The 21,244-nt window shown below is 63.2% G+C and carries 20 protein-coding genes; 9 read left to right on the top strand and 11 right to left on the bottom strand.

The features are described from left to right. Positions 1-73: 73 nt before the first annotated feature. Positions 74-1,591, bottom strand: coding sequence for an acetyl-CoA hydrolase/transferase family protein (locus DV027_RS10500; RefSeq protein ID WP_130731752.1), 1,518 nt, complete (start codon positions 1,589-1,591; stop codon positions 74-76). A 529-nt stretch (positions 1,592-2,120) separates the two neighbouring features. Between DV027_RS10500 and DV027_RS10495 the strand changes: the two genes are divergently transcribed. The 4 genes from DV027_RS10495 (at position 2,121) to gltA (ending at position 5,303) form a co-directional block, all read left to right on the top strand. Continuing rightward, positions 2,121-2,897 carry a metallophosphoesterase gene (locus DV027_RS10495; protein ID WP_130731771.1) on the top strand — a complete coding sequence of 259 codons (777 nt, stop codon included), beginning with the start codon at positions 2,121-2,123 and terminating at the stop codon, positions 2,895-2,897. Positions 2,898-2,939: 42 nt separating this feature from the next. Further along, positions 2,940-3,257, top strand: a complete 318-nt coding sequence (locus DV027_RS10490; RefSeq protein ID WP_130731751.1) for a chorismate mutase — start codon at positions 2,940-2,942, stop codon at positions 3,255-3,257. An 8-nt stretch (positions 3,258-3,265) separates the two neighbouring features. After that, positions 3,266-3,787, top strand: coding sequence for a SixA phosphatase family protein (locus DV027_RS10485; protein WP_130731750.1), 522 nt, complete (start codon positions 3,266-3,268; stop codon positions 3,785-3,787). 217 nt (positions 3,788-4,004) lie between these two features. Further along, positions 4,005-5,303: a citrate synthase gene (gene gltA, locus DV027_RS10480; protein WP_130731749.1), complete on the top strand. Its 1,299-nt coding sequence runs from the start codon at positions 4,005-4,007 to the stop codon at positions 5,301-5,303. Between the two features lie 916 nt (positions 5,304-6,219). On the opposite strand, the gene DV027_RS10475 is transcribed toward gltA, so the two are convergent. Beyond that, positions 6,220-6,474, bottom strand: a complete 255-nt coding sequence (locus DV027_RS10475) for a hypothetical protein (protein ID WP_082770746.1) — start codon at positions 6,472-6,474, stop codon at positions 6,220-6,222. Between the two features lie 227 nt (positions 6,475-6,701). Between DV027_RS10475 and DV027_RS10470 the strand changes: the two genes are divergently transcribed. Both DV027_RS10470 and DV027_RS10465 read left to right on the top strand, forming a co-directional pair. Continuing rightward, entirely contained in the window at positions 6,702-7,463 is a 762-nt protein-coding gene (locus tag DV027_RS10470; RefSeq protein WP_061273257.1) for an orotate phosphoribosyltransferase, read from the top strand. 15 nt (positions 7,464-7,478) lie between these two features. Beyond that, the gene (locus DV027_RS10465) at positions 7,479-8,312 is read left to right on the top strand and encodes a glutamate racemase (protein WP_130731770.1); all 834 of its coding nucleotides are present in this window, start codon (positions 7,479-7,481) and stop codon (positions 8,310-8,312) included. 80 nt (positions 8,313-8,392) lie between these two features. On the opposite strand, the gene DV027_RS10460 is transcribed toward DV027_RS10465, so the two are convergent. Then, on the bottom strand, positions 8,393-9,397 hold the full coding sequence (locus DV027_RS10460; protein ID WP_130731748.1) for a polyprenyl synthetase family protein: 1,005 nt from the start codon (positions 9,395-9,397) through the stop codon (positions 8,393-8,395). 204 nt (positions 9,398-9,601) lie between these two features. Here DV027_RS10460 and DV027_RS10455 point away from each other — a divergent pair, with 204 nt between their 5' ends. Next, positions 9,602-10,351: a tRNA1(Val) (adenine(37)-N6)-methyltransferase gene (locus tag DV027_RS10455; RefSeq protein WP_130731747.1), complete on the top strand. Its 750-nt coding sequence runs from the start codon at positions 9,602-9,604 to the stop codon at positions 10,349-10,351. A gap of 114 nt (positions 10,352-10,465) precedes the next feature. Here DV027_RS10455 and DV027_RS10450 read toward each other — a convergent pair whose 3' ends face one another. The 6 genes from DV027_RS10450 to uvrC all read right to left on the bottom strand — a co-directional run bounded on the left by DV027_RS10450 (position 10,466) and on the right by uvrC (position 16,555). Beyond that, on the bottom strand, positions 10,466-12,310 hold the full coding sequence (locus DV027_RS10450) for a ribonucleoside-diphosphate reductase subunit alpha (protein WP_242621845.1): 1,845 nt from the start codon (positions 12,308-12,310) through the stop codon (positions 10,466-10,468). 288 nt (positions 12,311-12,598) lie between these two features. Beyond that, positions 12,599-13,084, bottom strand: a complete 486-nt coding sequence (locus DV027_RS10445) for a molybdenum cofactor biosynthesis protein MoaE (RefSeq protein WP_130731745.1) — start codon at positions 13,082-13,084, stop codon at positions 12,599-12,601. Positions 13,085-13,091: 7 nt separating this feature from the next. Then, positions 13,092-13,346, bottom strand: coding sequence for a molybdopterin converting factor subunit 1 (moaD, locus tag DV027_RS10440; RefSeq protein WP_130731744.1), 255 nt, complete (start codon positions 13,344-13,346; stop codon positions 13,092-13,094). 54 nt (positions 13,347-13,400) lie between these two features. Continuing rightward, entirely contained in the window at positions 13,401-13,874 is a 474-nt protein-coding gene (locus tag DV027_RS10435; protein ID WP_130731769.1) for a hypothetical protein, read from the bottom strand. A gap of 102 nt (positions 13,875-13,976) precedes the next feature. Continuing rightward, complete coding sequence (gene pgsA / locus DV027_RS10430; RefSeq protein WP_130731743.1) at positions 13,977-14,576, bottom strand: CDP-diacylglycerol--glycerol-3-phosphate 3-phosphatidyltransferase; 600 nt, start codon at positions 14,574-14,576, stop codon at positions 13,977-13,979. Positions 14,577-14,668: 92 nt separating this feature from the next. Next, on the bottom strand, positions 14,669-16,555 hold the full coding sequence (gene uvrC / locus DV027_RS10425; RefSeq protein WP_165399166.1) for an excinuclease ABC subunit UvrC: 1,887 nt from the start codon (positions 16,553-16,555) through the stop codon (positions 14,669-14,671). 380 nt (positions 16,556-16,935) lie between these two features. Here uvrC and DV027_RS10420 point away from each other — a divergent pair, with 380 nt between their 5' ends. Then, positions 16,936-17,730, top strand: coding sequence for an exodeoxyribonuclease III (locus tag DV027_RS10420; protein WP_242621843.1), 795 nt, complete (start codon positions 16,936-16,938; stop codon positions 17,728-17,730). A 133-nt stretch (positions 17,731-17,863) separates the two neighbouring features. On the opposite strand, the gene DV027_RS10415 is transcribed toward DV027_RS10420, so the two are convergent. After that, a complete protein-coding gene (locus DV027_RS10415; protein WP_061273227.1) occupies positions 17,864-18,583 on the bottom strand; it encodes a response regulator transcription factor in 720 nt (239 codons plus the stop codon). A gap of 167 nt (positions 18,584-18,750) precedes the next feature. On the opposite strand from DV027_RS10415, the gene DV027_RS10410 reads away from it, so the two are divergent. Then, positions 18,751-19,263 (top strand): L,D-transpeptidase family protein, encoded by a 513-nt coding sequence (locus DV027_RS10410; RefSeq protein ID WP_207303474.1) that lies wholly within the window; start codon positions 18,751-18,753, stop codon positions 19,261-19,263. On the opposite strand, the gene DV027_RS10405 is transcribed toward DV027_RS10410, so the two are convergent. Next, positions 19,247-21,106, bottom strand: coding sequence for a cation:proton antiporter (locus DV027_RS10405; RefSeq protein ID WP_130731740.1), 1,860 nt, complete (start codon positions 21,104-21,106; stop codon positions 19,247-19,249). The two genes, DV027_RS10410 and DV027_RS10405, sit on opposite strands and share 17 nt — an antisense overlap. Between the last annotated feature and the right edge of the window lie 138 nt (positions 21,107-21,244).

Below are 21,244 nucleotides of genomic sequence, written 5' to 3'. Positions count from 1 at the left end.
CTTTAATGACTGCCTATATATGGTGCGACGGGGGCGGTACCTGACCGCATCCCGTCAGTTACCGATTGGCCCCTTACGGCAGCATGCTGCCAGTCTCGATGAAGCGCTGGTGCCATGACAGCGCCTCGGTCAGCAGGTGCGGCGACTGCTGGCCGAACGACCCCGCGCGGGCGCGCTTGTAGTAGTCCTGCAGCATGGGGCGGTAATCGGGGTGGGCGCAGTTGGCGATGATCACTTCCGCGCGCTGCTTGGGCGAGAGGCCACGCAGGTCGGCCAGGCCCTGTTCGGTCACGAGCACCTGCGAATCCTGCGTGATGTGATCGACGTGCGAGGCCATGGGCACGATGGCGGAAATCTTGCCGCCCTTGGCGGTCGATGGCGTCATGAATACCGAGATATAGGCATTGCGGGCAAAATCACCCGAGCCGCCAATGCCGTTCTGGATCTTCGAGCCCATGATCTGGGTCGAGTTCACGTTGCCATAGATATCCGATTCGATCAGGCCGTTCATGGCGATACAGCCAAGGCGACGGATCAGGCCGGGATGGTTGCTGATATCCTGCGGGCGCAGGATAATTTTTTTCTGGAACTCGCGCATGCGGCTGTTGAGCGATTCCGCGGCTTCCGGGCTGAGCGAGAAGGCCGTGGCCGAGGCCACCCGCATCTTGCCGCTTTCCAGCATGCCCAGCATGCCGTCCTGAATCACTTCCGTGTAGGCGGTCAGGTCATCGAACGGACCTTCCTCCAGGCCGCCCATCACGGCGTTGGCCACGTTGCCCACGCCGGACTGCAACGGCAGCAGCGAGGGCGGCAGGCGGCCCATCTTCACTTCATGGCGGAAGAATTCCATCAGGTGGCCCGCAATGCCGCGCGCGGTCTCGTCCGGCGGGGAGAACGGGGCGTTGCGGTCGGGCGCATTGGTCTCGACAATCGCCACGATCTTGGCGGGATCGACCTTGAGCGCGGTGCCGCCGATGCGGTCATCGGGGCGCAGCAGCGGAATGGGCTGGCGGTGCGGCGGCAGGGCGGCACCGTACCAGATGTCGTGCATGCCCTCGAGGGCCGCGTCCTGCCAGCTGTTGACCTCGATGATCACCTGTTTGGCGGTGTCAAGCCATGTCTTGGAATTGCCGACGGAAGAGGACGGCACGATGCTGCCATCTTCACGGATGGCGGTGGCCTCGATGATGGCGGTGTCGATCGTGCCAAAGAAGCCCGCCCAGGCCATGGGGGCGACATGGCTGAGATGCATGTCGAGATATTCCGTCTCGCCCTTGTTGATGCGCGCGCGCAGGCCGGGATCGGAATTATAGGGCATGCGGAAGGAGATGCCGTTGACCTTGGCGAGTGCGCCGTCAAGCTCCGGCCCGGTCGAGGCGCCGGTGAGCAGCCGGATGCGGTGCTCCTTACCCTCGGCATGCGCGCGCTCCATCAGTGCCGCGAGCGCCTGCGGCACGGCCTTGGGGTAACCGGCGCCGGTAAAGCCACTGGTGCCCACCGTGCTGCCCGGGCGGACAAGGGAGGCCGCCTGCTCGGCGGTGGTGATCTTGGCCCGGAGCGCCGCATTCCGGATTCGGGTGTGGTCGATCATGAACTTTCCCTCAAACTCTTATCGTTATGCCCGGCCGGTCGAGACCGCGCCGGATATGTCGTATGCCGTCGTCACGGCCCTGGCCGGGGCCGATCTGCCGGGGCAGCAACGGTGGTGCGGGTATTCCCTTTGCACCAGAGCGCTTCTCCCTGCGTTTCACTTCAGCATGACGTCTTCATCTGTTCTCCGTCCTGCAGGCTACGTCACAACAAAAGAGTGTGACACGGCGCCCTGACTCCGGTTGGCTGTTTCACGTTTGCTCCATCAGGCACGCCACAGGCCGCGGCGCGATGTCTTCTGCCGATCTGTGTCGGGGGTAATATATTCCGGTTTTTTCCTGTACAATATCGTTACCCGGATGCAACCGGTTTGTGTCATTAAGGATACATTATTGCCCATCCCCCTAGTGCATGGCGGTCAATCTTGTGAATAATAGGAGACCAGACCCAGCAAGGGGCACAACCCGGACCGGCCACCAACAGGAGAGGATTTTCGCTTGAGACGTCGATTTCCCTCTCATCGGCCTGTCATGGCACGGGATGCCACATTCCCGCCCGCCGCCGAGCGGGAAGACGCAGCCCCCCCTGCCCCGCCCGCGCTGCCCACGCACCCGCTCGCAGGGCTGCTGGCGGGGCGCCCCCTGCGCGTGGTGGGCGACGTGCACGGCGACCTGCATGCCTTCCGCCATGCCGCCGCGACCGACCGCTTTGTCATACAGCTGGGCGACCTGGTGGATTACGAACCGGACAGCGCGGGCGCGTTCCGCCTGATGCAGCGCCTGATCGATGAAGGGCGCGGCCTGTTCATACTGGGCAACCATGACCGCAAGCTGGCCCGTGCACTGCAGGGCCGCAAGATGCGCCGCGACCCGCCGCTGATGGAAACGCTGGCCGCCTTCCTGCGCGAGGAGAACAGCGACGTGTACCAGCGCGCGCTGGCCGACCTTGCCAAGGCGCCCGCGTGGATCGTGCTGGGGCACTCCATATTCGTGCATGGCGGCTTTCATGCCCGCATGCTGGGCGAACTGCCGCCACCGGGGCTGGGCACGGTAACACCCCTGCTGTCACGCGCCCTGTTTGGCGAGACGACAGGCCGCATGCAGAAGGATGGCTACCCCGAGCGCAGGCTGAACTGGGTCGATCACATTCCGCCGGGCTATACGGTCTATTGCGGGCATGACCGCCGCTCGACTGACGGGCGGCCCTGGGTGCGCAACGGCCGCATGGGCGGGCGGGCCATCTTTACCGATACCGGGGCTGGCAAGGGGGGGCACCTGGCGTGGATCGACCTCCCGCCGGTGCTGTAAGTCTTTTTTCATCCCTTTTTTATCGCAGGAGCGCGGACACCGATGAACACCACCGAGGCCAGACAGGACGCAGCCCGGCTCAAGCTTGAAGAGCTGCGCTGCAGCATCGACAATATCGATGCCGCCCTGATCTACATGCTGGCCGAGCGCTTTCGCCACACGCAGGCGGTGGGCAGGCTCAAGGCCGCCAACGACATGCCGCCCGCCGACCCCGCGCGTGAGGCACGCCAGGTGGCACGGCTGCGCGAACTGGCCACCGCAGCCCATCTGGACCCCGATTTTGCGGAAAAATTCCTGGCCTTCATCATCCGCGAGGTCATCCGCCACCATGAGGCCATTGCCGCGGGCACAGTCCAGTAACCGCCGTCATGCCCCGCCAGCTCGTGCTCATGCGCCATGCCCAGGCCGCTCCCGCCGCATTTGGCGACATGGGCGCCAAAGCCGACTTCAACCGCGCGCTCACCCCACATGGCCGCGACAGCGCACATGCCCAGGGGGCATGGCTGCGGGCGCGCGCCTTTGCCCCGCAGCTCATACTGGTCAGCCCCGCGCGGCGCACGGTCGAGACGCTTGCCGCACTGGGATCATTTTATGGCGATCAGGAACCCGATATCCGATATGTGAACGAACTGTATGAGGCGACGGCCGAAACGGTGCGTGAGATGCTGTATGGCATTTCCGATAAAGTAAGCAATATCATGGTATTAGGGCACAATCCGGCCTTGGGCGCCCTGGTGTTTGGCTGGGGCGGCCGGCATTGTCCGCCCGCCCTTGAAGGCGCCATGCAGCGCGGCTTTCCACCGGCCTCGATCGCCTGTTTTACCGCCAAAAAACCATGGAATTCCGCCACCGATGGTGAAATCGACCTGAACGCCCTGTCTTGCCAATAATGTCATTGCGGCAAAGGGGGGGCATGGATTGCCACGCCGGGGGTTTCGTTCCTATCGTCAGAGCCGAGGCCCGATGGGTGCCGCCCCCCGCGGCACACGGGCATATAATTTGGGCATGTTCATAAACTGCCGCATGAACGGCAGAATGCCCGGAGGTTGGAGACATGGGCCCCCTGCCCCACCAGCGCAGGCGTGCCCCCCAGGAGGAGAGTTGTAGATGAGCGAGTCCGGAAAAACTGCCACAATCTCGCTAAACGGCAAGGATGTTGCGCTGCCCATGCTGTCCGGCACGATGGGGCCGGAGGTCGTCGACATCCGCAAGCTGCCTGCCCAGGCTGGCGTATTCACCTATGATCCCGGCTATGGCGAGACCGCGTCATGCTCCAGCAAGATCACCTTCATCGATGGTGAAAAGGGCGTGCTGCTGCATCGTGGCTACCCCATCGCGCAGCTGGCCGAACAGGCCACCTTCATGGAAGTGGCCTACCTGCTGCTCAACGGTGAACTGCCCGACAAGGCGCAGTACGACGGGTTTGTGAATTCCATCAAACACCACACGCTGCTGCATGAACAGATCCGCAATTTCTTCAATGGTTTCCGCCGCGATGCGCACCCCATGGCCATCCTGTGCGGCACGGTTGGCGCGCTGTCGTCCTTCTATCATGAAGGGCTTGATGTCTCGAATGCTGCCACGCGCTACCAGTCAGCCATGCGCATCATCGCCAAGATCCCGACCATCGCGGCCTGGGCTTACAAATACACGCAGGGCGAGACCTTCATCTACCCGCGCAATGACCTGTCCTACGCCGAGAATTTCCTGTCCATGATGTTCGCGGTGCCGAGCGAGCCCTACAAGATCAACCCGGTGCTTGCACGCGCCATGGACCGCATCCTGATCCTGCATGCCGACCATGAGCAGAATGCGTCGACCTCCACCGTGCGCCTTGCGGGCTCGACGGGGGCCAATCCGTTTGCATGTATTTCCGCAGGCATCGCGGCACTTTGGGGGCCCGCCCATGGTGGGGCCAACGAGGCGGTGCTGAAAATGCTGGCCGAGATCGGCCACAAGGACAACATCCCCGAATTCATCGCCAAGGTGAAGGACAAGACCAGCGGCGTGCGCCTGATGGGCTTTGGCCACCGGGTGTACAAGAACTTCGACCCGCGCGCCAAGATCATGCAGGCCACCTGCCATGAGGTGCTGGGCGAGCTTGGCATCAAGGATGACCCGCTGCTCGACCTGGCCATCGAACTGGAGAAAATTGCGATCCATGACGAATATTTCGTCAAGCGCAGCCTGTATCCCAATGTCGATTTCTATTCCGGCATCATCCTCAAGGCCATGGGCATCCCCACCAGCATGTTCACCGTGCTGTTTGCCGTAGCCCGCACCACCGGCTGGATCAGCCAGTGGAAGGAAATGATTGAGGAACCCGGCCAGCGCATCGGCCGCCCCCGCCAGCTCTATACCGGATCGCCCGAGCGCAATTTCGTGCCGTTTGACAAGCGGGCCTGATTGAAAAAACCGTGCCGGGTGGATGAGTGCCCCACCCGGCATGGCAATCCTGTTTTTGCAGGAATTTTCGTTATTTAGACCGCTATTGTCATAACATGTTTCGACGGTCACCATATGCCAATGGACCGGGAATATCCGTTGAAACACTTCCGGAAGCTAGCCAAGCAGCTTCCCGATGCCCCATTTTTACGCAATTCAGTTCCTCATACCCCGTATGGAAACGCGTTGATATGGCGCCGCTGTTCAAGGGGACCATGCATGTCCTCGCCGCTGATCCACTACGGTGCGCCGGGTTGCGCGAAGAACGTCAGATCTCCATCAACAGATTCAGAATAACGTGCTGGTCTTGCGAAACGGATCGCTCATTCCATTAAAATAAAGGACCAAAAAAATAATTTATATCTGTGTTATTTATAATAATACAGAATCCGCTACGTATATATAAAGAAAGAATGATACCGCCGCAGCAAGTATATCAGAACAGATTTAAATAAAACTGAAGAAGACGGAAACTAGCATCTGATCCTGTCGTGGACAATATGTTCCGTTACGGCATGATGACCGGGCCAAAGGCTGCTTCTGGTAATGTTGCGTCATTCGTCCAGCACGTGACACGTGATGCGGACGGAGCATTTACGTTCTCTCACCTGCCTGCTGGCATCTGGCTACAGAGATCGGTCGCGAGAATATTGTCGTCAAGGAGGTCGGGACCCAGCCTGGCCAGACCACATCAGTCACCCTGCAGCATCGCTGGAATTATCCACCTTCGTGGCGGCATGGCCCGTTCCTGTGGCAGGTCGGTCTTGAGGGGAATACGCCGGGCATCTTCGATAAAGTTCCTCGTCTGACATGAAAACCGGACAGACTGCATCCGCAGTCGGCCCTGCTTTTTTACGAATCCCCTTCCCCGGATGGATCAGTCACACTCACACCCGGCAGTCGGGCCAGGGCGCTTCTGGATCACGTGATGGTCGATCCATTCCGATACCAGGCGCCGCGCCTCGTTGAGCGAGGATTCGGGGTGGTGGATGCGGTAGAGGGTCGTGCAGGCATGGAAAGCCGACACATCGCTGGTCCCGACGCCACGCAGTTCCTGGTAGGCGGTGATTACGGCACGCTCGCATTTGCGGGCGATGCGACTGTTTTCAACAGACACGATGCGATGATCCACTAGTGAGAATGATTATTAATATTGAGATACTAGAGCGAATACCCCGTGGGGGCAAGGTACGCGAGCACTCACACTCTGCTGATCGGGTCACGTTATATTTCCGATGCGGCGTTTTTTTGGCAATTCCGCCCCCATTGGCCCGGACACCGATGGATTTTCCGCCCTGTTGCGGTTAATCGTCTGTGCTGACATTCAGTACACGCAATTCATTTGGCCGGAGATAGGGTATGCACGACGCCACGGGGAATGGGGCAGGACTTTCAACAGGCACAACCGCATGGGACCGCGATGCGGCACTCATGACCGCGCGCCTGCTGCTGGAAATCAAGGCCGTCAACTTCCGCCCCGATGATCCATACACCCTGACCTCGGGCTGGAAATCGCCGGTCTATATCGATTGCCGCCGCATCATCTTCTTCCCCCGCGCGCGCCAGAAGATCATGGAACTGGCGGTGGAAAAGATCGGCCGCCATGTCGGCTACGAAAGCATCGACGCCGTGGTGGGCGGCGAGACGGCGGGCATTCCCTTCGCCGCCTGGATTGCCGACCGCATGATGGCGCCCATGGCCTATGTGCGCAAAAAGCCCAAGGGTTTTGGCCGCAATGCCCAGATCGAGGGTGACGTGCCCGAGGGCATGCGCACCCTGCTGGTGGAAGACCTGACCACCGATGGCTCATCGAAGGTGCAGTTCGCCAACGCGCTGCGCAAGGCGGGCGCGATCGTGGACCACACCTTCGTCGTGTTCTTCTATGGCGTCTTCCCCGGCGCGTATCGTACGCTGGCGGACATGGATATCAGCCTGCATGCGCTGTGCACCTGGTGGGATGTGCTCGAGGCCTGTGCGGGCAAGCCCTATTTCTCGGAAAAGGATGCCGCCGAGGTGCGTCGTTTCCTTGAAGATCCGTGTGCCTGGTCGGCCAAGCATGGCGGCGTGGGCAGTGCCGAAGAGGCACTGGCGCTCAAGGCCAAGCGTGATGCCGGGGCCTGACCCACGGGCCAGATGATGCCGCGTGTTCTTGCCTTCGATTCGGGAATTGGGGGGTTGGGAATCGTAGCCCAGCTCCGCCCTCTCCTGCCCGGCATACCGGTCGACTATCTGGCCGACACGGCCGTATTCCCTTACGGCGAACAGCCCGATGCCGTGCTGCGCGAGCGGATCGTGCGCCTTGTGGGCGCTGCCATTGCCTGCCTGCGGCCCAGCGTGGTGGTGGTGGCGTGCAACACCGCCAGCACGCTTGCACTCGAGAGCCTGCGCGCGGCTTATGACGTGCCCTTCGTGGGCTGCGTGCCCCCCATAAAATGGGCTGCCGACCAGACCCGCACCGGCACGATCGGGCTACTGGCCACGCGGGCGACCGTGCGCAGGCCCTACCTGAAGGCTCTCAGCGCCCGCTTTGCGCCCAACTGCACCCTGCTTGCCCACGGCGCGCGCGGACTGGCGGACATGGCGGAAAACGCCTTTCGCGGCACCCCGCCAGACCCCGCCCTGCTCGGGGCGGAACTCGCGGGCCTGTTCGGGCAACCCGGCGGCAGTGCAATCGACGTGGTGGGCCTGGGCTGCACGCATTATACTTTTTTGCTTGATGCCATGCGTGACGCAGGCCCCCCGCAGGTCACCTGGCTGGATCCCGCCCCCGCCGTGGCCCGGCAGGTCGCTCGCGTGCTGGCCGCATGCCCTGTCCCGACCGGCCCCGCCTCTTCCCTGCCCGACCAGTTCTGCTTTACCGCCCAGCCCCGTGACCTCGCGGCCCTGCGGCCGGGACTGGCCGCGCTGGGCTATGGGCAGGATGCGCCAAAGCTGTTCGACGCCAGCCCGGCTGCTGCATACAAAGGGTAGCACCGCCTTTTTTCAAAAGGCAGCGTTCCTTGAAGCTTTTTCTGATTTTCAGAGGCCAGAAGGACAGGCCGCCCCGCCTGCTAGCGCAGGCGGTTGACGGTGTAGCTCGCCGTATCCTGCAGCATCTGGCGCAGGCGGCTGGGCGGGAAGATGGACAGCGCCTCACGCGCCGCATCGGCATATTCCGTTGCACGCTCAAGCGTGGTGCGGATGGCGCCGGTCTGTTCGATCAGGCGCAGGGCATGATCGAGATCCTCGGGCTTCTGCTCGCTTTCCTCGATCACGCGCTGCCAGAAGGCACGGTCCTCCGCCGAGCCCGCGGCATAGGCCGCCAGCACCGGCAGGGTGATCTTGCCTTCACGGAAGTCATCTCCCACCGTCTTGCCCAGTCGGGCCTGATCGGCGGCGTAATCCAGCGCGTCATCAACCAGCTGGAAAGCCATGCCCAGATTGGTGCCGTAGGATTCGAGCGCGCGCTCCTCATCCTCGCCCCGGTCGGCCACGACAGCGCCCACGCGGCAGGCTGCGGCGAACAATGCCGCAGTTTTGCCATGAATCACTTCCAGATACTGATCAATCTGTGTGGACAGGTCATTCTGCGTGGACATCTGCAGCACTTCCCCTTCCGCAATGGTGGCGGAAGCGGATGAGAGGATATTCATGACCTTGAGCGAGCCATCATCCGTCATGAGCTGGAACGAGCGGGCGAACAGGAAGTCCCCCACCAGCACCGAGGCCTTGTTGCCAAACACCGCATTGGCGCTGGCCATGCCCCGGCGCAGCGAGCTTTCGTCCACCACGTCGTCATGCAGCAGCGTTGCCGTGTGGATGAACTCCACGCAGGCGGCCAGGGCCACGTGGCGCTGGTGCGTGGCATCGGGCTGGTAGCCGCACAGCCGGGCGGAGGCCAGTGTCAGCAGCGGGCGCAGCCGCTTGCCACCGGCGGCCACAAGGTGGGCTGCAAGCTGGGGAATAAGGGCGACCGGGCTGTCCATCCGCTCGACAATGGCGCGGTTGCACGCCGCCATGTCATCCGCAAGATATTCCGCCAGATCGCGCAGGGCGACTTCTGATCCATCTGCCATCGGGCGGCGAGCCCCTTCGTCTTTCTGACTTGCCGTTTCGTCGGATTCCGGCAGACTAACTGCTAGGGCCAAAAGGTTACTCTCCCGGTTCCGAATGTATGAACATAGAATGAGTATATGGGCGGCGCTGGAATAACGGTCAAGCCGGAGCAAACAGGCACACGGCACGGAGCAGCGCATGACCTGCCTCTCCCCCCCTCGGGCATGGACCCTGTAACCACGGGCCACCTGCTGGGCGGAAAGGTGGTCTATCGCCAGTTTTCGACCGGAAACAGGACCGGGCTTGAGCCTGTTCTGATGGCCGCTTTCGTGCCCGCGCGCGCCGGCCAGATCGTCATGGAAGGCGGATGCGGCGCGGGCGCCGGGCTGCTCTGCCTGTCGAATCGGGTGCCCCGGCTGACCGGAATCGGGCTGGAGCATGATGGCGCCACCGCGGCACTGGCCCGGCACAACTTCATGCTCAACCATCGCCACGGGCTGCATGTGCGCCATGCCACCCTGCCTGCCCTGCCCGATGACCCGCTGCTGTCCGGCCCCGGCCTGCGCCGCATCGACCACGCCTTTGCCAACCCGCCATGGCATGGGCAGGACTCGTCGGCCTCGCCCCACAGCCAGCGCGACCTTGCCCGCCGCCTGCCCACCGGCGCGCTTGGGGGCTGGGTGCGCGCGCTCGCCGCCCAGCTACGCCACCACGGCACGCTGACGCTGGCCCTGCCCGCCACCCTGCTGGCCGCCTGCTGCACGGCCATGGAGGGCGCGCAGCTGGGCCGGATCAGGGTGCTGCCCTTCTGGCCCCGCGCGGGGCAGGCCGCACGCATCATGCTGGTGCAGGGACGGGCGAATTCACGCGCGGGCAGCGAAATGCTGCCCGGCCTTGTGCTGCATGAGGCGGATGGCCGCTTTACGCCACAGGCCCGCGCCATACTGGAGCAGGGCATGCCGCTCATGCCTTGAGCACAGCGATATGACTGAAAAACAAAAGCTTCCGGGCGCCGCCTTGTTTCAAAAAGGCGGCGTTTCCTGAAGCGTCCTGGAAAAAAGCTTCACCAAAAACTTTTTCCCCTCACCTTACTGGCAGGCGAGGCATTCTTCGTAGTCGCCTGATGTGGCGGGGCTGCCTGCATCCTTGGGCGGCACGTCGCGCTTTTCCTGGCCATCGCTCACCGCATCGGCGCGCTGGATCGACAGCGAGCGGCAGTAATACAGCGATTTCACCCCCCGTTTCCACGCCATGTAATGGATCTGGTGCAGGTCGCGCTTGTGCACGTTGGCAGGCAGGAAGATGTTGACCGACTGCGCCTGGCAGATGAACGGCGCGCGATCGGCCGCATGCTCGATTACCCAGCGCTGGTCGAGTTCGAACGCGGTCTTGAACACGTCCTTCTCCTGCTGGGTCAGGAAGTCGAGATGCTGCACGCTGCCCTTGTTGAGCGTGATGGATGACCAGACATCGCTGGTGTTCCGGCCCTTGCTGGTCAGCAGCTTGTCAAGGTGGCGGTTGCGCACGGTAAACGAGCCGGACAGCGTCTTTTGCAGGAACACATTGGCCGCGATCGGCTCGATGCCGGGGCTGGCATTGCCCGCGATGATGGAGATCGACGCCGTGGGCGCAATCGCCATCTTGTTCGAGAATCGCTCCATCACGCCATATTCCGCGGCATCCGGGCAGGGTCCGCGCTCTTCGGCCAGCTTGCGCGAGGCGGCATCGGCCTGCGCGCGGATGTGCTGGAAGATCTTGCGGTTCCAGCTCTTGGCCACGACGCTCTCGAACGGCACGTTCTTGGCCTGCAGGAAGGAGTGGAACCCCATCACGCCCAGCCCCACCGAGCGCTCGCGCATGGCGGCGTAGCGGGCGCGCTCCATGTCATCGGGCGCGCGGTCGATGAAGTCCTGCAGCACGTTGTCAAGGAACAGCATCACATCCTCGATGAACTGCGGATCATCCTTCCACTCATCCCATGTCTCGAGATTGAGCGAGGACAGGCAGCACACCGCCGTGCGCTCGCGGCCATGGTGGTCCATGCCGGTGGGCAGCGTGATCTCGGCGCACAGGTTGGAGGTCTTGACCTCAAGCCCCGCCAGCTTGTGGTGCTCGGGGCGCGCGTTGTTCACGTGGTCGGAATAGATGATGTACGGCTCACCCTGCTCCATGCGCGCGGTCAGGATGCGAATCCACAACGCGCGGGCCGAAACCTTGCGGATGACCGTGTTGTCCTTGGGGGAAAGCAGCGCCCATTCATCATCATCGGCCACCGCGCGCATGAACGCGTCCGACACCAGCACGCCGTGATGCAGGTTGAGCGCCTTGCGGTTGGGATCGCCGCCGGTGGGGCGGCGCAGCTCGATGAATTCCTCGATCTCGGGGTGCCAGACCGGCAGGTACACCGCAGCCGAGCCACGCCGCAGCGAGCCCTGGCTGATGGCCAGGGTCAGGCTGTCCATGACCCGGATGAAGGGAATGACGCCCGAGGTCTTGCCGTTGCGGCCCACGTTCTCGCCAATCGAGCGCAGGTTGCCCCAGTAGGAACCGATGCCGCCGCCCTTTGAGGCCAGCCACACATTCTCGTTCCACAGGTCCACGATGCCGCGCAGGCTGTCATTGGCCTCGTTGAGGAAGCACGAGATGGGCAGCCCCCGCGAGGTGCCACCATTGGAGAGCACCGGTGTGGCCGGCATGAACCAGTGCCGCGAGATGTAGTCATACAGCCGCTGGGCATGGGCGGGGTTGGCCCCGTAATACGAGGCCACGCGGCCAAACAGGTCCTGGTAGCTCTCATCGGGCAAAAGGTAGCGGTTGTTGAGCGTTGCCTTGCCAAACGCCGTGAGCAGCGCATCGCGGGAGTGGTCCACGCGCACGGGATGATGGCCGGGAAGCTGGACCACGCTGTCAAGCATGTCAGACGTTTCAGCCATAGGCGTACTGTCCTTTCCCTGAACGGTCCCATCCCAGTTGGCAGAACGATCGGCCATGCCGCCGGATATGTCATCCAGGACCATTTACATTCTCCGTAATCGGCCCGCGCCAAGGCACGCAGGGCCTTTCGGGCGCCTGCGTGATGGGACGGGGCTTTATGATATGCCCCTATATATGGACTATTCCATGCCGCTTTGCACTAGATAATGTGGCCCGGGAAAATGGGGAGCGTTGCCTCGAATCAGCGGTCAGCTTACGTCAAGCGCGTTGACGGCAGATTATTTTTTTTAATTTTTCTTCCCGCCATCGCACGCGGCAAGGCTGCCCCAGCGCGCCTTTGCCGCCTCATCCTGCGCGCGCGCTTCAACCCAGGCGCTTCGCCCATCTGCAAATTCCTCGCGTTTCCAGAACGGCGCGCTGGTCTTGAGCCAGTCCATCATGAAGGTGGTGGCCTCCTGCGCGCCCCCCCTGTGGGCGGAGGCGCACAGCACCAGCACGATGGGCATGCCCACCGCCAGTCTGCCAACCCGGTGGATGACCGTGCAGCCTGCCAGCCCGAATCGCACGCATGCCGATTCCGCTATGCGGCGCATCATGGATTCGGTCATGCCGGGATAATGCTCGAGCTCCAGCGCCACCAGGCCGCCACCGCCGCGCACGATTCCGGTAAAGGCTGCGACTCCTCCCACATCCTCATGCCCGCGCAGCAGCAGCGCAGTTTCATGGGCGCTATCGAACGCCTCGGCCTGAACGCGGATCGTGACACGCGGCATGGTGGTCTCAGCCCCCTGTAACCGGCGGGAAGAAGGCAATCTCGTCATGCGCCGCAATAGGGGCGGCAATCGTGGCGAAACTCTGGTTCACCGCCACGCGGATCAGTTCGGGCCTGGCGAAAATGGCGGCATATTCTCCCCCACGCGCGTTTAGCGCTGCAATCAGGTCCTGCACGCAATGTGCGCCCTGTGGCAGGGGCAGCGTCTCGCCGGAGCGGCCAAGACGGTCGCGCAGCCATGCAAAATAAAGAATGCGTAGCATTCCGCTCTTCTCTCCCACTCAGGGCAGGCCCGGCACCGCGCTGGGCGGCTTGCATCAGGGGGCCTGCTGTTCATGCACCGTGCCATCGGCGCTGACCTCGGTTGTGGTGCCATCGCCATTGGGCACGATGATCGCCGCATCCGCTGCGTCCTTATGCGTTGCCCCCTGCCCTGAAGACAATGCGGAAACGTGCCCGGGCAGCCCATCGCCCACTGCATCGTTGCCGATCTGCATCTCGCCGCCCGCGGGCAGGTCATGCTCGATTGCACCACCGGGCCGGGTGCCGGGCGGCATGGCCGCGGCCATGTCCTCCTGCGGCGTGACGTGCCCGTCAGGCAGAACGGGCCAGATATTGCGCGCCTGCGGCATGATGGGCAGCACCTGCGGGGCCTGCCCGCTCACGCGGCGCATGTTCTCACCTTCCGCGCGCGGGGTATTGGGCAGGCTACCCGGAAATTCGGTGTTATCGGCCAGGATCGGCCCGAACCCGCCACACCCTGCCAGCCCCACCAGCAATGACAGCACCATTGCGTTGCGCACCACGCTCTTCCCTCGCCCCCTTGCCAGACTGGCGGGCGCATGGGCCCGCAGGGACGATCAGCCATGAAGCGCGTTAATTTTTCATGTAGGTCAGGAAGATAATTTGGTGGCGCCCGACGTGCCGCGCCCCACGTGGCGCAGCCCGGTGGAAACGTAATCCCACCCGGTGATCAGGGTCAGGGCCGCGGCGATCCACATCATGATGGCGCCGAGCACATTGACCGGCAGCCAGCCGATATGCAGCAGCCCTGCCGTGCTGTCGCCCGCGAGCAGGAAGCCGATCGCCGTCATCTGGAACCCGGTCTTCCATTTGGCGAGCTTCGTCACCGGCAGGCCAACGCGGGTGGCGGCAAGGTATTCGCGCAGGCCGCTGACCAGGATCTCGCGGCACAGGATGATGATGGCGGGGTACAGGCACCCGTAAGGCAGCCGCCCCAGCCCCGCCATGACCATGAGCGACGCGCCCACGAGCAGCTTGTCGGCAATGGGGTCGAGCATGCGGCCGAGGTCGGAATTCTGGTTCCACGCCCGGGCCAGCTTGCCATCGAAGTAATCGGTAATGCCCGCCAGGATGAACAACACGCACGCGGCGCAATCGGTCTGCGCCGTGTGAATGACCACAAGCGCCACGACGATCGGCACCACGATGATGCGGGACAGGGTCAGGAGGTTGGGCAGGTCGGTAAGCATGCTGATACTGCTATAACCAAGAAAGGGAGAAAGCCAATATACTGATAACGCCTGTCAGGCAGTTTGCAGGCTCACATCTGCATGACAGCCGCTCACTCTCCTGTCCAGTCGGGATGGAAAAAACCGTAAATGACCCGCGCCATGTCGCGGTTGATGCCCGGCGCATGCTCCAGTTCCCCCAGGCCAGCCTGCCGCACGCCGCGCGCCGAGCCGAAATGCTTGAGCAGCGCGCGCTTGCGTGCCGGTCCAACGCCCGGAATATCATCAAGTTCCGAGCGCACCAGCGCCTTGGAGCGCCCGGCGCGGTGGGTGGTGATGGCGAAGCGGTGCGCCTCGTCACGCAGGCGCTGGAGGTAGTACAGCACCGGATCACGCGGCGGCAGCTGGAAGGGCGGCCGGTCGGCGGTGTGAAACCACTCCCGCCCTGCATCGCGGTCCGGCCCCTTGGCAATGCCCACCAGGGTCACGCCCGTCACGCCAAGTTCATCGAGCACGCCGCGCACGGCGGTGTACTGCCCTGCCCCGCCATCGATCAGCAGGATATCGGGCCAGTCCTCGGGGCGCACGCCCTCTTCCCGGTCCTTCAGCGCCCGGCGGAAGCGCCGCTCCAGCACCTCGCGCATCATGGCGAAGTCATCGCCCGGCGTGACCGGCCCCTTGATGGAGAATTTGCGGTAGGCGCGTTTTTCAAACCCTTCCGGGCCACCAACCACCATCACGCCATAAGGATTCGCCCCCTGGATGTGGCTGTTATCGTAGGTTTCGATGCGTCTGGGCGGCGCGTCGAGGCCAAACAGGTCGGCCACGCCCTGCAACAGCTTCGCCTGGCCGGCACTTTCGGCCATCTTGCGCTCCAGCGCCTCGCGCGCGTTCAGGGCGGCATGCTCGATCACGCCGCGTTTCTCGCCACGCTGCGGGTGCAGGATCTCGACCTTGCGGCCCCGGCGCAGGCTCAGGGCAGCGGTGAGCACGTCAAGCTCCGGCAGGTCCTGGTTGACGAGCACCTGCGCAGGCGGGGGCTTGTCATCATAGAACTGCGCCATGAAGGCGGCGAGCACATCGGGCGCGTTCTCGTCACGCGCATGGCTGGGAAAGAACGCCCGGTTGCCGTTGTTGCGCCCCGCGCGGATGAAGAACACCTGAATGCACGACTGCCCGGCAATCTGCCAGATGGCGATGATGTCAGCATCACTCACGCTGGAGGGGTTGATGACGCTGGAATCCTGCTGCAGGGCCGAAAGCCCGCGTATGCGGTCGCGGATGGCGGCGGCGCGCTCGAATTCAAGCGCCTCGGCGGCCTGTTCCATCTCCAGGCCCAGCTTCTCGCGCATGTCCGGGTCCTTGCCCGCCAGGAAGCTGCGCGCCTGGGCGGCAAGCTCGGCATAATCCTCGCGGCTGATGCGGTCGGTGCATGGCGCCGAGCAGCGATGGATCTGGTGCAGCAGGCACGGGCGCGTGCGGCCCTGCATCTCGCTATCGGAGCATGAGCGCAGCAGGAACGTGCGCTGGAGCAGGTTCAGCGTCTGGTTGACCGACCAGGCCGAGGCAAACGGCCCCCAGTACGAGGCCCCCTTGACCGGCTTGCCCCGGTGCTTGCTGATCTGGGGGAAGTCGTGCCGGTCGGTCAGCATGATCCACGGGTAGCTTTTGTCATCACGCAGCAGGATGTTGTAACGCGGCTGCATGCGCTTGATGTAGTTGGCCTCGAGCAGCAGGGCCTCGGCCTCGGTATGGGTGGTGACGATTTCCATGCTGCGCGTTTCCGTCACCATGCGGCGCAGGCGCTCGGTCAGGCGGCTGACATGGGTGTAGGAGGTCACGCGCTTCTTCAGGTTCAGCGCCTTGCCCACGTACAGCACGTCCCCCTTTTCGCCGAGCATGCGATACACGCCGGGGGCCTGCGGCATGGTGCGCAGGGCATGGTGGATTGCGTCCACCCCCACCGGGCGGGTCGGTGCGTCGGAAATGGCCGTTGTCATGGACGGCAGCCGTTCATCCACCGATAATGTGGATAAGTCTGTGGAGCAGGGGCCGAAAAAAACGTGCGGGTGGCGGTTTTCCGTTCCTGTACTTGGATTGCCCAAAAAAACATCACTAACAACAACCTACTGTTTTTAAACAATTATATTGGGCAAGCCGGAGGCCGGAAAAAAAATCCGCTCCTCGACAGGCCGGATTCAGGGCTGTCAACCCCACAGGTGGACAAATTATGGCATCCGTGTGTCCTGATGGGTGGGTTGCATTTTTGCAGGAAATATCAGCCGCCTTTTGCCATTCGTTCCTGTTTTCGTCCTGTGCCGCGCCCTGTGGGGAAAAAAATATTCTTGTCAGCCTGCCACGGATCGGCAATGCAGCCGATATGCGTATCGTCACTTGGAATATCAATTCCCTCCGCCTGCGGATGCCGCTGCTTGCCCGGCTGTGCCAGGACACATCGCCCGATATCGTCTGCCTGCAGGAAACCAAGGTGCCTGATGCCCTGTTCCCGCTCGAGGAGGTGCGCGCCCTTGGCTTCGGGCATGTCGTGTTCCGTGGCATGAAGGGATATAATGGGGTGGCCATCCTGTCACGCCAACCCGTAACCGTGCTGGAGGATACGCCGGACTGGTGCGAAAAGGGAGACTGCCGCCACATCGCCGTGCGCCATGGCACGGGGGCTGATGCGATTGACGTGCATGATTTCTACGTGCCTGCGGGCGGTGACGTGCCCGACCCGGTCGAGAACCCCAAATTCGCCCACAAGCTGGCCTTCGTGGAAGAGGCACGCCAGTGGTTCTCCGCGCGTGACATGCGGCGCACCGTGCTGGTGGGCGACCTGAACATCGCTCCCCTTGAGCAGGATGTGTGGAGCCACAGGCAGCTGCTCAGGATTGTCAGCCACACGCCCGAGGAAACCGAACGCCTGCTGGCCTGGCAGCAGACCGGCTTCATCGACGCCATGCGCGAATTCGTGCCGCCGGATGAAAAGCTCTATACGTGGTGGTCCTATCGCAACCGTAACTGGAGTGCGTCAAACCGCGGGCGGCGACTGGACCATGTGTGGGTCACGCCCGACCTGCGCCCTGCCCTGCGCGGCATGGAGGTGCTGCGCACTGCCCGCGACTGGGAGAAGCCCTCGGACCATGTGCCGGTGCTGATCGATATCGACAGCTGAGCGCAAGGCCGCGCTTTTTGAGGCTTTTTGAAAAAAGCTTCACCAGAAACTTTTGTTTTTATAAGGCTCAAACACGACCGGGCCGCCCGAAACCGGGCGGCCCGTCATAATTCACACGTCAACGCGGCCCCGTTCAGGCAAGGGCGCTCTTGCCGCCTTCGGGGTCGAGACGGTAGCCGCCGCCTTCCGTCACCAGCAGGCTGGCGTTGGTGGGGTCGGGCTCGATCTTCTGGCGCAGCCGGTAGATATGGGTTTCCAGCGTGTGGGTGGTTACGGCCGCGTTGTAGCCCCACACCTCGTTGAGCAGCACCTGCCGGGGCACCGGGCGCGTGCCCGCGCGGTACAGGAACTTCAGGATGGCCGCTTCCTTCTCCGTCAGGCGGATACGGCGATTCTTGGCCGTTTCCTGCAACAGCTTGGCCGACGGGCGGAAGATATACGGCCCGATGGCGAAGACCGCGTCCTCGCTGTTCTCGAAAATGCGCATCTGCGCGCGCAGGCGGGCCAGAAGCTCCGCAATGCGGAACGGCTTGGCCACATAGTCATTGGCGCCCGCATCAAGGCCGCGCACGACATCCGTCTCGTCATCAGAGCCAGTCAGGATGATGATGGGGATGCGCTTGCCCTTGCGCCGCAGGTCGGCGCAGAAATCACGCCCGTCCCCATCCGGCAGGGATACATCGAGGATGATCGCGTCAAAACGCGCCCCCGGTTTCTGCAGCTTTTCCCAGGCTTCGGCGACGGAGCCAGCCTCGATCGCTTCAAATTCACCATCAATCTGTAGCTGTTCAACGAGCATCTGACGTAAAGTCTGATCGTCGTCCGCTATCAGTATGGGACGTGCTCCTGCCATCGAACCCTCTTTATCACTTTAAGGCCGGCCCTTTATCGAACCGGTCTCTGTCTTTCTGTTCATGCCTGGCCTCATGCCCGACAGGCCCATGACCCGCCGGCCCCGATGCCGTATGCAGCCGGATGAGGCCGGAGATAACATAAATACGACCCGATCCAGAGGAATTCATGATACGCGCTATTTTGCAAACGAATACAGGGCTGGATGCACAACTGCATTGCATTCGCGAAATTATGCCCGCCATCATCGGCGCGGGCGGCGTAAAAACCCGCAAAATCGAGGGAGATCACGCAACGCCTGCCGGTATTCTGCCATTGCGGCGCGTGTTCTATCGCGCCGACCGGGTAACATCACCTGTTTGTCATCTGCCCGTCGAGCCGCTTTCCCCGCTTGATGGCTGGTGCGATGACCCCGCCAGCCCCGATTACAACCGCCATGTCACCCTGCCCCACCCCGCCCGGCACGAGCGCCTGTGGCGCGAGGATCACGTTTACGACATTGTGGTGGTGCTTGGTTATAACGACGCGCCTGTCCATTCTGGCGCGGGCTCGGCCATCTTCCTCCACCTTCCGCCCAAAGGGGGCAGGCCGACGGAGGGCTGCATCGCCCTGCCCGAGCCTGCGCTGCGCCGCCTGCTCGCCGCGGGGCTTGCGGAAATCGAGGTCAGGCCGCCGGGATAGGCCCATCGACCACGGGCAGGTCCGTCCTGCTGGCATCCTGCCCCGGTGGCATGAACAGCACGATGATGTCGCCTTCCGCCGGTTCGGCCGGAATCGCATCCTCGGCAGAAAAAACCCAGATCGCCGTGCCCTTGCGGATGATCATGAACAGCATGGCCGGGCCATCGGTCAGCCGGGTTTCGCTTATGGTTTCATCGGCAACATAGCTGCCAAAGCGCCAGCCCTGGGCGTAGCGGGAATCAATGAGCGAGAAATTCCATGCAGGCTCGCCCAGCACCTTGCCACGCGAATCCCGGCTCATCCCATGATACAGGTCCAGCCTTGCAATGCCCGGGCTGACCTGAAACACGCGCTGCCGCCCCAGGTCGGGCGCCATGCGCGCGCAGACCAAGCCGTTATAGATGGCGTCCGGCGTGGTGGCGATCAGGTAGTCGGCGGGGCGTTCCTCCAGGCTTTCCTGCCCCTCGACCGAGAGCAGTTCGGCGCGCAGCACCGGCACGCCCAGCCCAGCCGCCTTGTTGAGCGCGGGCGCGTACGTATCGACCAGCAGCACCGGCACGCCCCGGTCATGCACCACGCGGGCAAGGTTGGTGGACCACGCATTCGCCCCCATGATGGCCAGCGCCGGCTCATCGGACAGGGTCAGCCTGAGTGCGCGCGCCAGCGGCCTGAGCGAAAAGCCATGCAGGATCATGGTCGAGGCGATCAGCGCGAACACGGCCGGCGTGATCATGTTGGCTCCTGCGTAACCGGCCTCCTGCAACTGCAGCCCCACCACGCCGGACACGGCGGCGGCCACGATGCCACGCGGCGCGATCCACCCCACGAACAGCCGCTCCTGCCACGACATGCTCGCCCCGATGGTGGAGAGGTAGATGCCAAGCGGCCTGACGACGAACATGACCGTGAATGTCAGCGCCATGATCGGCCAGGACAGCTCGGCCAGCACCGTGCGCTGCAGGTCCGCCGTGAGCAGCACGAACAGGCACGAGACCACGATCACGCCCAGGGATTCCTTGATGCGCTGGAGCTCCGACATGCCGGTCACATGCAGGTTGGCCAGCGCCATGCCGAACACGGTGGCCGCCATGAGGCCCGCGCCCTGCATGAGCAGGTTGCAGATGGCCGCAACCCCCATGGCGAAGGCCAGGATCATGGGAATGCGCAGGATCTCGGGCAGCAGGTCGCGCGCCGAAAGGAACTTGATGAGCAGGGCGGGAAAAATGCCGCACCCGATGGAAAACATGGTGGCGAACAGCAGGTGCGGCCCGATCTCCACCGCCGCAAGCGACGCATCGGATGTGTGGCTGGAACTGATCAGCAGGCATTCCAGCACCAGGGTTGCCAGAATGGCGGCGATGGGATCGTTCACGATCGCCTCCCACCGCAAAAAGGCCGCCACCCTTGGCCGCAGCTTGGTGTGGCGCAGCAGGGGCAGCACCACGGTTGGCCCCGTCACCACCACGATGGCGCCAAACAGCCATGCCGTGCCCCAGTTCAGGTGCCCCACGTAATGCGCCGCCAGCGAGCCCAGCACCCAGTTGATGGGCAGGGCCGCCGCCGTCAGGCGCAGCACCCCCTCGCCCGATTCACGCCATTGCCGCAGGTCAAGCGCCAGCCCGCCCTCGAACACGATGAACGCCACGGCCATGGAAACAAGCGGGTGAAAATACGGCCCGATGGCCGTGGCCGGGTGCAGGATGCCAAGCCCCGGCCCGCAGATCAGCCCGAGGGCGAACAGCAGCACGATGGCAGGCAGCTTGAAGCGCCACGCCACCCACTGGGCCGCGATGCCACCGCCCAGCACAAACAGAATTCCAATTGCCAGGTTTGTTGCCTGCATCCCGATGTCCCATAATGTTGCAAATGGCGCTGGTGCCAGCCTGCCGATGGATCACGCAGGGGCACGACCTTTCAGGCCCGCCCAGCCCTGCGCCGCATCCATGATCCCATCAGCTTCGGCACATGGCGCTGTATATGT

This window comes from Komagataeibacter xylinus, from assembly GCF_004302915.1.
Taxonomy (GTDB): Bacteria; Pseudomonadota; Alphaproteobacteria; order Acetobacterales; family Acetobacteraceae; genus Komagataeibacter; species Komagataeibacter xylinus_C.
The sequence above is the reverse complement of the archived record's forward strand: the minus strand, read 5'-3'. Positions and strand labels throughout refer to the sequence as shown.